We start from the raw sequence: 14,878 nt of genomic DNA, 5'->3' as shown, positions 1-14,878 counted from the left end.
GCACAAACGCCGTCATCAAAGCTCATCTTTTTGATGGCCGTACCAGGGCTCGCCTGCATCCGGATCTATCGCTGCCCATTCATCACCCAATGGCCCACGCTTTCTCCAGAAAGCATCAGTGACCAGCACCGACAGGCTGCCCAGTTGCCTCAAGCGACTGACCAGCGCACTCGGGGAAGGCGCGGGCCGGGCGCTGAGTATCGTCGACTCGGCCGCCGTCAGCGCCGGTATGTACTTGAGCAGGGCACCACCCTGGCAGGACAGGTAAATACGCTCGGCGTCGGGCTGGTTACTCAGCACCACAGACAGGTAGCTGTTCAGTACTTCGTTGGAGATGAAATTTGGTAACAGGACGAGGTCAAGCGGCTTGAGATGGGGTCTCGACGGGATTGACTTGTAGAAGGCATGCACCGCCGCAACTTTGTAAGTGCGCAGCACATTCTCAGCCGGTACGTCGAACCCGGCATGCCCCTTCCAGAACAGCAACTCCAGCGTACTGTTACCAAAACCGGGCCGGTCCTCCACGGGATCGATCGCGACAAACCCGGTCATTTTCGCAGGCATCAGCACCGCGCCTAAATACGGTTTACCGGCAAAGGGCGCGATCAATCGCTGAGCGTAACGGGCTGCGTCATCGGCATAATAAAACAACGGCCCGCAGAATGAATGGAAATGGGGGTCGGCAGTGAACGAATGCGGCGGCCTCTTGGGCCACCATAGCGTCGTGACCCGCTCCTTGCGCCCCCATATTTCACTGGTGACCCGGATATGCAACTCCCCCATGGCTGCCAGCCGGCGCACATAGTCGTGTACGGTTAACGAGCCATCGCGCAGTCGCGCCGAATCGTGGCTCACATTGCTTGCCCATTCGGACACGGGCGCGGTCTTGGGCACGGTATACCAAAGCAGTGCACGGTCAGCGCATAGCAGGTACAACGGCAATGCCTCGCCGTTGCGTCGCGTCGTCATGAATGACAACGCTTTGGAGATGGCCGAGGGCGCAAAGAAGTGCTGGGCCATTTCATCGTCGGCGGCAGCGATGGTTTCGGTCGACGCGCACAAGTACAAACCCGCTAACACATAGCCTTGGGGGAGTTGGCCCTTGACAAAGACCGGTTTCAAATCGTCATAACGGTCTCTGACAAGCGGCAGGGTCGTCATGTACAGCTCCTTGCCAAACGCCTTGAGCACATAACCGAAGGCAACCTGAGCCTGTGCGTTCCAATTACGGTAGACATGTCGAACCGCATCGAGTGCGCGGGTAAAGATCGGACCGCACGGTGAGTCGGCTCCAACATCGCGCACCTCCAATGGGGCCGCGCGGTACTGATTCGGCACAAACCCGATTTGTATCCGTCTGGGACTGCCCCACACTGCATTGCCTTCCACCACACGCAAATCGCCGGCCCGTGCCACTTGATCGATAAATGCCTGCGGTAACAGTGCTCCACTGCGCAGTTGTCGTTCGATGGAGTTATCACTCAAGTCGCCAGCGCCAGGGGTTGTAGCGACTAACTTGTTTCTCAACAGCCTTTCTTCGACATCGTCCGTCAACTGGTAACTGAGGATCGTGCCATTTGGCCCGAACACGTACTGGCGTTTAACGTGCGCTTCACGAGCCAGCAGCCGGCCCAAAACCGCCGTGGGGATCATGCTTTGATAAAGGGCTTTTTGAGAAGCTGACAACACTATCTGCACCTCCTGCTCCACCCGGGACTGGTAGAAAGCCACAAGGGTCGCGCCCCCTGGATAGAGCCCAGTCGCAATCACAGGGTCAGGGTAGATCCAGTCCAGTGTTGGACCTTGAGCCGGGACCACCAACGGTTCAGTCGCCACAAACAGGCCATTGGTCAGCCTGAGGATGACGCCGCCGTAGGTCCGGCGTTGCCTGCTGCCAACCGCAGCCGCGGCATGGCGTGCCGCATCATCCGGCGAGGCAAACGCCGGGCTCAGGCGTCGAGGCGCCAGTGTTTCATAGCCGCTCCACGTCGGCTTGACCTGCCCGCTCGTATCCCAGAGCTGACTGCCGCGCACCACGTAAAGCATGCCCTTGGCGATCCATTCCCGGACAAACTCCAACGCCGTTTTCTTGCCGGACTCCAACTGCGTGCTTGCGAGCCCCAGCAAGTTGTCCGCCAGGCCACCGACTTTCACGTCGATCAATGATGGCTGATAGCGCAAAAGCGCACCGTCCAAGTTGGAAAAGTAAACCGGCAGACTCTGTGCTCTATCGCGCAGGCCTTCGGTCAACGCGGCCAGCAACACTACCGGCGTTACAAAATACTGCGTCAACCACGCATTCGCCCCCTTCAGCCACGGCGGCGACCAATGCTGCGACCGGAACAAGGCGTGCATCTCATAGCCCTCGGGCAATATCGGTTCATTACGTAGGTTGCGAGAGAACAAGCGATTGAACTTAAACAGCCCACCTGCGTTGACGGCGCCTACCGCTTCGGTCGCAATGTACTGCGGCAGGTCTTTATGCTTAAGGATGTACGCATAGCAGGCAGGCTCGGGAGCTGTGCGTCCCTGCAAACGCGCATGCAGGTTACGCGCAGCATCATCACCACTGGAGAACACGGCACTATAGAGGACATAATCGAGTGGTCCGAACCTGGGTGCATAGATGAAGTTGGGCGACCAATCACTGTAGACAGCCCCACGTGGGCCCCACAACTTGTTGCCTTGGATGATTTTGAACTCCCCTGCAACCGCCAGTCGCCGCACCCAATCGGCCGGCCTGATCTCGCCGCGATCAAGTCGCCGCCCGAGTCGGTTCTCCCCGGCCGGTGGGCCAATATTGGCCAGCAGCAACTTTTCCTGGGGCGAATGGTTCGGGGCGAACTCCAACAAACAATCCTGCGCCCCGGACAAGTAGGCCACCCTTTCATCCGAGATGATCGAGTACATCTCGTCATCGGAAAACACTTGCAGGTTGATCAGCGCCTCTTCCTGCGTCCAGCCACGTTGCATGACCCAGTTCGGATGGACCATCGACAGCGCGGTATGCGAGCCGTAGCGTGCGTGCAGCTCATAATCCTCCATCGGGATCAGCGCCCCTTGGTCACCCGCGGGAAAAAACAGCGTGGACGAAAACGGATGTCCCATGCTCTCCAGGGGCGGCGTGACCACGAAACGGCCGTCTGCCCCCTTGAGCACATACCCGCCGTAATAGAGGCTGCGTCGGCTGCCGATTTGTTCATGGGCGTGCAGAGCCGCATCACGAGCGCTGAGAAACGAGCGCTCAAAGGCCAGCGGATACTCCGGGGCCAACAGCGGCGAGTGCGTATCCACACGCCCGACATCACGCCATAACTTACCCGCCTGCACCACCCACAGTTCAGTGGCTTCGATCACCCTGCGCAAATAGTTGCGCGGTGTCAGCGTACCGGCTACCCATGCAGCCTGAGCGCCATTGTCACTGATTACGCCGTCGCTATCTGACTTGAACAGTTCGGTGACCCGTGCTGTCGACGGCACCTTGAGCTTGAGCAACGCGTCGTCATGGGCACGCATGTAGAGGTCAAGACCGCGGCTGGGGTTTTGCTGGGCCAGCGTACTGTGCCCCTGACGAATAGCGGCCACCACTTGTGCAGGAGAAAAGAACGCACTGGCCAGCCAGCGCTCTTTCGCCGCCACGGCATCCTTCTCGTACCAGTCGTTGAAGTAAATGGCCTCCAGACGATACTGGACAGGCAACACCAACGCTCCGCCAGGCCCCTTTGGAAACAATGCATCCAGCGCAAACAAAGGCTCACGCTTGGGCGACGCGAGGGTCGCGATATAACGGTCCTCGCTGATGTGCTTGAGCACAACGCCAACGCGCGGCTCCGCAGGCTGTGCCGACCGTGTAGAGAGCGCCGCCGCCAGCGCCAACGGCACCTGGTCGAAGACGGCAGTGAACAACGGCTGCTCGGTCAGCGCTGATGACGTAAAGGGTTCGAAAACCACCCAATCGGCCGGCACTCGGCCCACGGAGCCACCCCACAATGCGGTAGGCACAACCAGGCTTAACGAACCAAAGCTGGAAACTTTTTTGACGAACTGATCAAAGCTGCCATACACCCCAACCGGGTTGTTGGGCGGTTTTCCAGCCTGCACCCACAACGCAAAGCTGAACTCCGCCGGCGAACCAGCGGGGGTATGGCGAATCAATGAACCATCCGGGCCGGACAAGTAGGATGACGGGAAAAAATCGCGGTCATGCACATCCCGGTAAAAGTCCACTCCAGACAAGAACCCCAGGAAAGCCTTGGCCATGCGCTCATCAAAACTGGGGTTTTTCTGCAGAATCGCAGCGTGCTGCGCGGGGTGCGAATGGTAGCTGGCGACACAGGTATAGCCCGCTGGCTGAAGATAGTAGCCATCGCTGCCAATGCCCAAAACCGCGCGCAGATCAAACTGCATACCCGCCCCCGCCACCGGCTGAGTCGCGAAATAGTCACCGGCGCGGCTGCGCACAATCACCCCGCCGTATTCGACGTCGCGCCGGTTGCCGATTGCCTGGTGTGCCCAGTAGGCGGCGTCCGCCTCATTCACAAACGCCGGGCTCAGCGGCGGCAGCTTGGCCGCCCCCCGGTTCGAACTCGCAGCGCGCTCTTCACGTGACAATCTGATAGCCATTTCAACTCCTTGAAAGAATGCCTGGGCATAGCGCCCGGCCCCTCATTCTTAGGGCGCGGCGCGTCTTTCAATCGGTAGATAAGTAGCCTGCGGGATCAGCGCTTACCGCTGTCCGGACGTTGGCAGCACGCACCATTACGGCACAGACGCGTGCCCACCCGCTGCAACCGGGAGCCACATTGGTGCGCTACGCACCCTTGCGCTACCCCCGCCACGCCATCTGTTCAAGGCTTTGGCGACTTCGGCACACCCCTTGCTATCACCTCTGCAACGTCCCTCATCTGCCACCCATAAAAATATCGGTCACGGAGATCGCACCATGAAGCGTCGCAGCTTGATCAAGGCTTTCACTCTTTCGGCATCCATCGCCGCCATGGGCATGACCTGGACGATCCAGGCTGCCGAGACCATCAAGGTCGGCATCCTGCATTCGCTGTCCGGCACCATGGCGATCTCCGAAACGTCGCTCAAAGACATGGCGTTGATGACCATCGACGAGATCAACGCCAAGGGCGGGGTAAACGGCAAGATGCTCGAACCTGTGGTCGTCGACCCGGCGTCGAACTGGCCGCTGTTCGCCGAGAAAGGCCGACAGTTGCTGACCCAGGACAAGGTCGCCGTGGTGTTCGGTTGCTGGACGTCGGTGTCGCGTAAATCGGTATTGCCGGTGTTCGAAGAACTCAATGGCCTGCTGTTCTACCCGGTTCAATACGAAGGCGAAGAGATGTCGCCAAACGTGTTCTATACCGGTGCGGCGCCGAACCAGCAGGCGATTCCGGCAGTGGAATACCTGATGAGCGAAGAAGGCGGCAGCGCCAAACGCTTCTTTCTGCTGGGCACCGACTACGTGTACCCACGCACCACCAATAAAATCCTGCGCTCGTTCCTGCATTCCAAAGGCGTAGCGGATAAAGATATCGAAGAGGTCTACACCCCGTTCGGCCATGCCGATTACCAAACCATCGTGGCCAACATCAAAAAATTCTCGGCGGGCGGCAAGACCGCGGTGATCTCCACCGTAAACGGCGACTCCAACGTGCCGTTCTATAAGGAGCTGGCCAACCAGGGTTTGAAAGCGACCGACGTACCGGTGGTGGCGTTCTCCGTGGGTGAAGAAGAACTGCGCGGCATCGACACCAAGCCGCTGGTGGGCAACCTCGCTGCCTGGAACTACTTCCAGTCGGTGGAGAACCCGGTCAACAAGAAATTCGTCGCCGACTGGAAAGCCTACGCGAAGAAACACAACCTGCCGGGCGCCGACAAAGCCGTGACCAACGACCCGATGGAAGCCACTTACGTGGGCATCCACATGTGGGCGCAGGCGGCTGAAAAAGCCAAGTCCACCGACGTCGACAAAGTGCGTGAAGCACTGGCCGGGCAGACCTTTGCTGCGCCGTCCGGCTTCACGCTCACCATGGACAAGACTAACCATCACCTGCACAAGCCAGTGATGATCGGCGAGATCCAGGCTGACGGGCAGTTCTCGGTGGTGTGGCAGACCCAGGAACCGATCCGGGCGCAGCCGTGGAGCCCGTATATCCCTGGCAATGACAAGAAGCCGGATTATGCGGTGAAAAGTAACTAAGCCCGACTCGGCCTAACTGTGGGAGCGAGCGAGCCCGCTCCCACAGTTAGGCCGCGCATGATCAGGACACTTTGTTATGCCCACTGCCCTCTACCGCTTCATTCTCGCCGCGCTGCTGTTGCTGCCCTTGGCAGCACACGCCAGCGATGCCGAAGACTTCCTGTCTGCCAACCCGACCCAACAAGCCAAGCTCCTGAAGGACTGGGCTGCGCAGCCTGACCCGGCGCGTATCGAGTTGGTGGACGCCTTGCAACAAGGCCAACTCACCGTCAACGGCGAGACCAAAACCGTCCGCCTGAACAACCGTCTGCGCGGCTTGATCGACAACGTACGGGCCAGCCAGCAACTGCTCGCCGCCGACCCCAAGGTGCGCCTCGCCGCCGCGCAAACCCTGCAAAAAAGCGCGCAACCTGCGCAGCTGAAATTCCTCGACCAGCAGGTCGCCGCCGAAACAGACGAGGACGTGCACACGGCACTCAGCCTGGCGTTGGCCAATCTGCAACTGGTCGACCCCGATCCCGTGGTGCGCCTTGCCGCCGTGCGCTTACTCGGCAACACCGGCGACCCGCTGGCCCGCACCCGCCTCGAGGCGCTGCTGGCCCCAGGCGTCGAAACCGATGCCGCCGTGCACACCGCCGCCGAAACCAGCCTGGCCCAGGTCAAACGCAAGTTGATGGTCGGCGAGCTCCTCGGCCAGGCCTTCAGCGGCATGTCCCTGGGCTCGATTCTGTTGCTGGCGGCCCTGGGCCTGGCGATCACCTTCGGCCTGCTCGGCGTGATCAATATGGCCCACGGCGAGATGCTGATGCTCGGCGCCTACTCCACTTACGTTGTGCAAATGCTGATGCAGCGCTACGTGCCGCAAGCCATCGAGTTCTACCCGCTGATCGCGCTGCCGGTGGCGTTTTTTGTCACCGCTGCCATCGGCATGGCGCTGGAGCGCACGGTGATTCGTCACCTGTACGGTCGGCCGCTGGAAACCCTGCTGGCCACCTGGGGCATCAGCCTGATGCTGATTCAGTTGGTGCGCCTGGTGTTCGGCGCGCAGAACGTCGAAGTGTCCAACCCCGAATGGCTGTCGGGCGGGATTCAAGTGCTGCCCAACCTCGTGCTGCCGTACAACCGCATTGTGATCATCGCTTTCGCCTTGTGCGTGGTGCTGCTGACCTGGCTGCTGCTGAACAAAACCCGCCTGGGCCTCAACGTGCGCGCCGTGACCCAGAACCGCAGCATGGCTGCGTGCTGCGGCGTACCGACAGGCCGCGTGGACATGCTCGCGTTTGGCCTGGGTTCCGGCATTGCCGGGTTGGGCGGTGTGGCGCTGAGTCAGATCGGCAACGTCGGCCCGGACCTGGGCCAGAGCTACATCATCGACTCGTTCCTCGTCGTGGTGCTCGGCGGCGTCGGCCAGTTGGCCGGGAGTGTCATGGCCGCCTTCGGGCTGGGCATCGCCAACAAGATCCTGGAACCCCAGATCGGTGCCGTGCTCGGCAAAATCCTGATCCTCGCGCTGATCATTCTGTTTATCCAGAAACGCCCGCAGGGACTCTTCGCACTGAAAGGACGGGTGATCGACTGATGAACCAGCCATTGATGCTTACGGCCGCGCAAAAGGCCGGCCCCAAGGCGACGATTGCCGTCGGCGCAGTGATGCTGATCCTGCTGCTGGCGCTGCCGTTGTGTTCCTTGCTGTCGCCGGAAAACCCGCTGCATGTGTCGGCCTACATCCTGACGCTGGTGGGCAAGATTCTCTGCTACGCCATCGTCGCCCTCGCGCTGGACCTGGTGTGGGGCTATGCCGGTATGTTGTCTCTCGGCCACGGTTTGTTCTTTGCCCTGGGCGGCTATGCGATGGGCATGTACTTGATGCGCCAGGCGTCCGGCGATGAGTTGCCGGCGTTCATGACCTTCCTCTCGTGGACCGAATTGCCCTGGTACTGGGTCGGCACCGAGCACTTCCTCTGGGCCATGTGCCTGGTGGTGCTGGCGCCTGGTCTGCTGGCACTGGTCTTTGGTTTCTTCGCCTTCCGCTCGCGGATCAAGGGCGTGTATTTCTCGATCATGACCCAGGCCCTGACCTTCGCCGGGATGCTGCTGTTTTTCCGCAACGAGACAGGTTTTGGCGGCAACAACGGCTTCACCAATTTCCGCAGCATTCTCGGCTTTGGGATTACAGAGCCGGGCACGCGGGCGGTGTTGTTTGTGGCAACGGTGCTGCTGCTGGTGGCGAGCCTGTACATCGGCTGGCGCCTGGCCAAGAGCAAGTTCGGTCGGGTGCTGACCGCCCTGCGCGACGCTGAGAACCGCCTGATGTTCTGCGGCTACGACCCACGTGGCTTCAAGCTGTTCGTGTGGGTGTTGAGCGCGGTGTTGTGTGGGTTGGCCGGGGCGTTGTATGTGCCGCAAGTGGGCATCATCAACCCCAGTGAAATGTCGCCGACCAACTCGATCGAAGCGGCGGTGTGGGTGGCCTTGGGCGGGCGCGGGACGTTGATCGGCCCGCTGCTGGGCGCAGGGGTGGTGAATGGCATGAAGAGTTGGTTCACCGTGGCCTTCCCGGAATATTGGCTGTTCTTCCTCGGGGCGCTGTTCATCATCGTCACCCTGTACCTGCCCAAGGGCGTTATCGGTCTGCTGAAGAAATGAGTAACGTCATGCTTGAACCTATTTTCGACGCAGGCAGCGGCCGCGATGCCATCGGCATTGGCCAGGCCGCCGGCAAGGGCCTGAACACCCGCCACGGCACCATCCTGACCCTGGAAGACATCAGCGTCAGCTTCGATGGCTTCAAGGCACTCAACGATTTGAACCTGTACATCGGCGTCGGCGAATTGCGCTGCATCATCGGCCCCAACGGCGCGGGCAAGACCACGCTGATGGACGTGATCACCGGCAAGACCCGCCCCAGCCATGGCACCGCCTGGTTTGGCGAAAACCTCGATCTCACCGGTATGAGCGAAGTGCAGATCGCCCAGGCAGGCATTGGGCGCAAGTTCCAGAAGCCCACGGTATTCGAAGCCCTGAGCGTGTTTGAAAATCTGGAGCTGGCGCAGAAGACCGATAAATCGGTGTGGGCCAGCCTGCGCGCACGCCTGAGCGGCGAGCAGAAGGACCGTATCGATGAAGTGCTCGACACCATCCGTCTCACCGCGTCGGCACAGCGCCCGGCCGGCTTGCTGTCCCACGGCCAGAAGCAGTTCCTGGAGATCGGCATGCTGCTGATGCAAGACCCGCAACTGTTGCTGCTGGACGAGCCGGTAGCGGGCATGACCGACGCCGAAACCGAATTCACCGCCGAACTGTTCAAGCGCCTGGCGGGTAAGCACTCGCTGATGGTGGTGGAACATGACATGGGCTTTGTCGGTTCGATTGCCGACCACGTGACCGTGTTGCACCAAGGCAGCGTGCTGGCCGAAGGGTCGCTGGAGCAGGTGCAGGCCGATGAGCGGGTTATTGAGGTGTATTTGGGCAGATAAATCGGCCAGCTTTGAGTCGCAAGCCGCTTGAAGCCTAACTAACGGAGTTCCAATGCTACAAGTACAACACCTGCACCAATACTACGGCGGTAGCCACATCCTGCGCGGGCTGTCTTTTGACGTGAAGATCGGCGAAGTCACCTGCCTGCTGGGCCGTAACGGCGTAGGCAAGACCACTCTGCTCAAATGCCTGATGGGTCTGCTGCCCTCCAAGGAAGGCGTGGTGAATTGGGAAGGCAAGGTCATCACCGGGGTCAAGCCGCATCAGCGTGTGCATGCCGGGATTGCCTACGTGCCCCAGGGCCGGGAGATTTTTGGCCGGCTGACAGTGGAAGAAAACCTGCTGATGGGGCTCTCGCGTTTTCCGGGCTCAGAAGCCAAGGAAGTGCCCGCCTTCATCTACGAATTGTTCCCGGTGTTGCTGCAAATGAAGCATCGCCGTGGCGGTGACCTGTCCGGCGGCCAGCAACAACAGCTGGCCATCGGCCGGGCGCTGGCCAGCCGTCCGCGCCTGTTGATCCTCGATGAGCCCACCGAAGGCATCCAGCCGTCGGTGATCAAGGAGATCGGCGCGGTGATCAAGAAACTCGCTGAGCGTGGCGATATGGCAATCCTGCTGGTCGAGCAGTTCTACGACTTTGCCGCGGAACTGGCCGACCAGTATCTGGTGATGTCCCGGGGTGAAATCGTGCAGCAGGGCCGTGGTGAAAATATGGAAAACGAGGGTGTACGCGGCCTGGTTACGATCTAACCTGTAGCGTCCTGACGATAAGCACACAACATGAACCTGCCCCTTACTTGCGCCCTGTTCACCCCCAGCTGGCACGCCGAGCTGGAACTCGGCTACGCGCGTTTCGGCGACACCACGCGCCCGGTGATGCGTCGCCACCTCGGCCCGCTGCGCGTGCAAAAACACCTGTACGCCGAAGGCCCCGAGGTGTGCCAGCACATCATCGTGCACCCGCCGGGCGGGATTGCCGGTGGCGATCGCCTGGACATCAGCGCCCACGTCGGTGCCGGTGCCTGGGCGCAGCTGACCAGCCCCGGCGCGGCCAAGTGGTACCGCGCCAACGGGCCGGCGTTTCAGCAGCTCGACCTCAGGGTCGAAGCCGGCGCGACGCTGGAGTGGCTGCCCCAGGAAACCATTGTATTCAGCGCCGCCCAGGCCGAACTCACCACGCGCATTGAGCTGCAAGGCGATGCGCGGCTGTTCTACTGGGACGTGGTCGCCCTCGGTCGCCCGGCCAGTGGCGAGCGTTTTGACCTGGGCCACTTCCAGTCGCACCTGGATATACGCCGCGACGGCCAGTTGCTCTGGCATGAGCGCCAGCGCATTGTGGGCGCCGACGGTTTGCTCGATTCACCTATCGGCCTGGACGGGCAACCGGTGTTTGCCACGCTGTTGCTGACCGCCGATATTGACCCTCAATTACTGGAAACCTGCCGCGCCCTGCCCAACGCGGTACGCGGCGACCTCACCCAATTGCCCGGCTTGCTGGTGGCCCGTTGTTTGGCCAGCGAAGCGCTGCTGGCACGGGGGTGGCTGATCGATTTATGGCGCGTGTTGCGCCCGGCCGTATTAGGCAGGGAAGCGGTATCACCGAGAATCTGGAGCACATGAAGATCAAACATGTGGGAGCGGGCTTGCTCGCCCCCACACGGGATCTCCATTGTTGATAAGAATGCTGCCTAAGAGAGACCTTGAACCATGGACCTGACCCCACGGGAAAAAGACAAACTGCTGATTTTCACCGCCGGCCTGGTAGCCGAGCGCCGCCTGGCGCGCGGGGTGAAGCTCAACTACCCGGAAACCATCGCCTACATCTGCGCCGCCTTGATGGAAGGCGCCCGCGACGGCCGCACCGTGGCCGAGCTGATGCACTACGGTACCACCCTGCTCAGCCGCGAGCAGGTGATGGAAGGCATCCCGGAAATGATCCCGGATGTCCAGGTCGAAGCCACCTTCCCCGACGGCACCAAGCTGGTCACCGTCCACCAACCCATTGCGTAAGAGGCCGGCCATGATTCGTGATGCAACCGAGCAGGACCTGCCTGCGATTCGCGACATCTACAACGATGCGGTGCTGAATACGACGGCGATCTGGAACGAACAACCGGTGGACCTGGCCAACCGTAAAGCCTGGTTCAGCGCGCGCCAGGCTCTGGGATATCCGGTCCTGGTGGCGGTGGAAAACGGCGAAGTCACGGGCTACGCCGCGTTTGGCGACTGGCGCCCGTTCGAGGGCTTCCGCTACAGCGTCGAACACTCGGTGTATGTGCGCAGCGACCAACGCGGCAAGGGCCTGGGCCCGCGCCTGATGGAAGGCTTGATCGAACGCGCGCGCACCTGCGGCAAACACGTGATGGTCGCCGCCATCGAAAGCAGCAACCAGGCCTCGATCCGCCTGCATGAACGCCTGGGGTTCATCACCTCCGGGCAGATGCCGCAAGTGGGTATCAAGTTTGGCCGCTGGCTCGACCTCACCTTTATGCAGCTTGCCTTGAATCCGGGCGCAGAACCGCCCCAGGAGTGACATCGATGAACGCGGCTCAACTGCGTCGAGTCCATGCTGAAAGTTTTGCCCACTACCGCCAGGGCTTGATCGAGCTGTTGCTGGACGCGGTCAAGCATGGTGCTTCAGTGGGTTTCATGGCCGATTTCGATGAGGCTCAAGCGCGTGCTTATCTGAACGGCGTGCAGGCGAGTATTGAAGACGCCAGCCTGCTGCTGTGGGTGGTGGTGCGCGACGAGCAGGTCATCGCCAGCGTGCAGTTGGCGCTGTGCCAGAAAGCCAACGGCCTGAACCGCGCCGAAGTACAAAAACTGCTGGTGCACAGCCGCGCACGGCGCCATGGCCTGGGCCAGCAACTGATGAACACCCTGGAACTCGCTGCCCGCCAGCACAAACGTGGCCTGCTGTACCTGGACACCGAGGCTGGCTCCGGCGCCGAAGCCTTCTACCAGTCGCTGCGCTACACCAAGATCGGCGAACTGCCCGACTACTGCCAAAGCCCGGACGGGCGCTACAGCCCGACCGCTATCTACTTCAAGACCCTGGGGCAACCTGCATGATTCCTGGCGAATATCAGATCCAGCCTGGCGACATCGAACTCAACGTGGGCCGGCGCACCGTCACCCTCAGTGTGGCCAACAGCGGCGACCGGCCTATCCAGGTGGGTTCGCACTACCATTTTTTCGAGACCAATGACGCGCTGACGTTTGACCGCGCGGCAAGCCGTGGCATGCGCTTGAATATTCCGGCGGGAACGGCGGTGCGGTTTGAGCCGGGGCAGGCGAGGACTGTCGAGCTCGTCGACCTGAGCGGAATGCGGCGAGTTTATGGGTTTGCGGGAAGAGTCATGGGCGAGCTTTAGGTCGACTGCAAGCATCAAGCTGCAAGCTGCAAGAAAGAGCAGCTTGTGGCGCCACACCTGCTTTTTCTTGAAGCTCGCAGCTTAAAGCTCGCAGCTCATATCCGAGGACCGAGGCTATGAAAATCACCCGTCAGGCATATGCCGACATGTACGGCCCCACCGTCGGTGACAAGGTCCGCCTGGCCGACACTGACCTGTTCGTGGAAGTCGAACAGGACTTCACCGTCTACGGCGAAGAAGTCAAATTCGGCGGCGGCAAGGTCATCCGCGACGGTCAGGGTCAAAGCCAATTACTCGCCCATGAAGTCGTCGACACACTGATCACCAACGCGTTGATCATCGACCACTGGGGCATCGTCAAGGCCGATGTCGGCCTGAAGAACGGGCGCATCCACGCCATCGGCAAGGCAGGCAACCCGGACATCCAGCCCGGCGTGACCATGGCCATCGGCGCCAGTACCGAAGTGATCGCCGGTGAGGGCATGATCCTCACCGCCGGCGGCATCGACAGCCATGTGCATTTCATCTGCCCGCAGCAGATCGAAGAAGCACTGACCAGCGGCGTCACCACCATGATCGGCGGCGGCACCGGCCCGGCCACCGGCACCAACGCGACCACCTGCACATCCGGGCCCTGGCACCTGGCGCGCATGCTCCAGGCCAGCGATTCGTTTGCGATGAACATCGGCTTTACCGGCAAGGGCAACGCCAGCCTGCCGGAGCCGTTGATCGAACAGGTCAAGGCCGGCGCTATCGGTTTGAAGCTGCACGAAGACTGGGGCACCACGCCCGCGAGCATCGACAACTGCCTGAGCGTCGCCGACCAATACGATGTGCAGGTGGCGATCCACAGCGACACCCTCAACGAGTCCGGCTTTGTCGAAACCACATTGGCCGCGCTCAAGGGCCGCACCATCCACACCTACCACACCGAGGGTGCCGGTGGGGGGCACGCGCCGGATATCATCAAGGCCTGCGGCTTCCCCAACGTGCTCCCCAGTTCCACCAACCCGACGCGGCCGTTCACACGCAATACCATCGACGAACATCTGGACATGCTGATGGTCTGCCATCACCTCGACCCGAGCATTGCCGAAGACGTGGCCTTCGCCGAAAGCCGCATCCGCCGCGAGACCATCGCCGCCGAAGACATCCTGCACGACCTCGGCGCATTCTCGATGATCAGCTCCGACAGCCAGGCCATGGGCCGCGTGGGCGAGGTGATCACGCGCACCTGGCAGACCGCCGACAAAATGAAAAAACAGCGCGGCGCCCTGCCCGGTGACGGCCCCGGCAACGACAACTTCCGCGCCAAGCGCTACATCGCCAAGTACACCATCAACCCGGCGATCACCCACGGCGTCAGCCATATCGTCGGTTCCATCGAAGTCGGCAAATGGGCCGATCTGGTGCTGTGGCGCCCGGCATTCTTTGGCATCAAGCCGACCCTGATCCTCAAGGGCGGCGCGATTGCCTCAAGCCTGATGGGCGACGCCAACGCCTCGATCCCCACGCCGCAGCCGGTGCACTACCGCCCGATGTTCGCCAGCTTTGGCAGCTCGCTGCACGCCACTAGCCTGACCTTTATCAGCCAGGCCGCACAGGACGCAGGCTTGCCCGAAGCCCTGGGTTTGAAAAAGCAGATCGCCGTGGTCAAGGGCTGCCGCGACGTGCAGAAAACCGACTTGATCCACAACGATTACCTACCGGATATTGAAGTCGACCCGCAAACTTATCAGGTCAAGGCCGACGGTGTGTTGCTGTGGTGTGAGCCAGCAGATGTGCTGCCGATGGCCCAGCGGTATTTCCTGTTTTGAAT

The 14,878-nt window shown here is 61.2% G+C and carries 12 protein-coding genes; 11 read left to right on the top strand and 1 reads right to left on the bottom strand.

Annotated features, from left to right (window positions below):
• Positions 1 to 15: 15 nt before the first annotated feature.
• Complete coding sequence (locus AACY08_RS22955; protein WP_339471524.1) at positions 16 to 4,623, bottom strand: DUF4329 domain-containing protein; 4,608 nt, start codon at positions 4,621 to 4,623, stop codon at positions 16 to 18.
• Positions 4,624 to 4,942: 319 nt separating this feature from the next.
• Here AACY08_RS22955 and urtA point away from each other — a divergent pair, with 319 nt between their 5' ends.
• The 11 genes from urtA to ureC all read left to right on the top strand — a co-directional run bounded on the left by urtA (position 4,943) and on the right by ureC (position 14,876).
• Positions 4,943 to 6,208, top strand: a complete 1,266-nt coding sequence (urtA, locus tag AACY08_RS22950; RefSeq protein WP_065874307.1) for an urea ABC transporter substrate-binding protein — start codon at positions 4,943 to 4,945, stop codon at positions 6,206 to 6,208.
• A gap of 76 nt (positions 6,209 to 6,284) precedes the next feature.
• Positions 6,285 to 7,787 carry an urea ABC transporter permease subunit UrtB gene (gene urtB / locus AACY08_RS22945; RefSeq protein ID WP_339471523.1) on the top strand — a complete coding sequence of 501 codons (1,503 nt, stop codon included), beginning with the start codon at positions 6,285 to 6,287 and terminating at the stop codon, positions 7,785 to 7,787.
• Positions 7,787 to 8,854, top strand: coding sequence for an urea ABC transporter permease subunit UrtC (urtC, locus tag AACY08_RS22940; RefSeq protein WP_339471522.1), 1,068 nt, complete (start codon positions 7,787 to 7,789; stop codon positions 8,852 to 8,854). Before urtB ends, urtC begins: the two co-directional genes overlap by 1 nt.
• A complete protein-coding gene (gene urtD, locus AACY08_RS22935) occupies positions 8,851 to 9,684 on the top strand; it encodes an urea ABC transporter ATP-binding protein UrtD (RefSeq protein WP_339471521.1) in 834 nt (277 codons plus the stop codon). Before urtC ends, urtD begins: the two co-directional genes overlap by 4 nt.
• Before the next feature lie 52 nt (positions 9,685 to 9,736).
• On the top strand, positions 9,737 to 10,435 hold the full coding sequence (urtE, locus tag AACY08_RS22930) for an urea ABC transporter ATP-binding subunit UrtE (RefSeq protein ID WP_339427231.1): 699 nt from the start codon (positions 9,737 to 9,739) through the stop codon (positions 10,433 to 10,435).
• Between the two features lie 30 nt (positions 10,436 to 10,465).
• Positions 10,466 to 11,305, top strand: a complete 840-nt coding sequence (locus tag AACY08_RS22925; protein ID WP_339415726.1) for an urease accessory protein UreD — start codon at positions 10,466 to 10,468, stop codon at positions 11,303 to 11,305.
• 87 nt (positions 11,306 to 11,392) lie between these two features.
• Positions 11,393 to 11,695 (top strand): urease subunit gamma, encoded by a 303-nt coding sequence (ureA, locus tag AACY08_RS22920; RefSeq protein ID WP_339415724.1) that lies wholly within the window; start codon positions 11,393 to 11,395, stop codon positions 11,693 to 11,695.
• Positions 11,696 to 11,705: 10 nt separating this feature from the next.
• Positions 11,706 to 12,218, top strand: a complete 513-nt coding sequence (locus AACY08_RS22915; RefSeq protein ID WP_339471520.1) for a GNAT family N-acetyltransferase — start codon at positions 11,706 to 11,708, stop codon at positions 12,216 to 12,218.
• Between the two features lie 5 nt (positions 12,219 to 12,223).
• A complete protein-coding gene (locus AACY08_RS22910; protein WP_339471518.1) occupies positions 12,224 to 12,757 on the top strand; it encodes a GNAT family N-acetyltransferase in 534 nt (177 codons plus the stop codon).
• On the top strand, positions 12,754 to 13,059 hold the full coding sequence (locus tag AACY08_RS22905) for an urease subunit beta (RefSeq protein WP_339415718.1): 306 nt from the start codon (positions 12,754 to 12,756) through the stop codon (positions 13,057 to 13,059). Before AACY08_RS22910 ends, AACY08_RS22905 begins: the two co-directional genes overlap by 4 nt.
• 116 nt (positions 13,060 to 13,175) lie before the next feature.
• A complete protein-coding gene (gene ureC / locus AACY08_RS22900) occupies positions 13,176 to 14,876 on the top strand; it encodes an urease subunit alpha (RefSeq protein WP_339471517.1) in 1,701 nt (566 codons plus the stop codon).
• The last annotated feature ends 2 nt before the right edge of the window (positions 14,877 to 14,878 follow it).

It is taken from the genome of Pseudomonas sp. EL_65y_Pfl1_R83 (assembly GCF_963970695.1).
Taxonomy (GTDB): domain Bacteria; phylum Pseudomonadota; class Gammaproteobacteria; order Pseudomonadales; family Pseudomonadaceae; genus Aquipseudomonas; species Aquipseudomonas tritici.
This window is presented reverse-complemented; position numbering and strand designations above follow the sequence as displayed.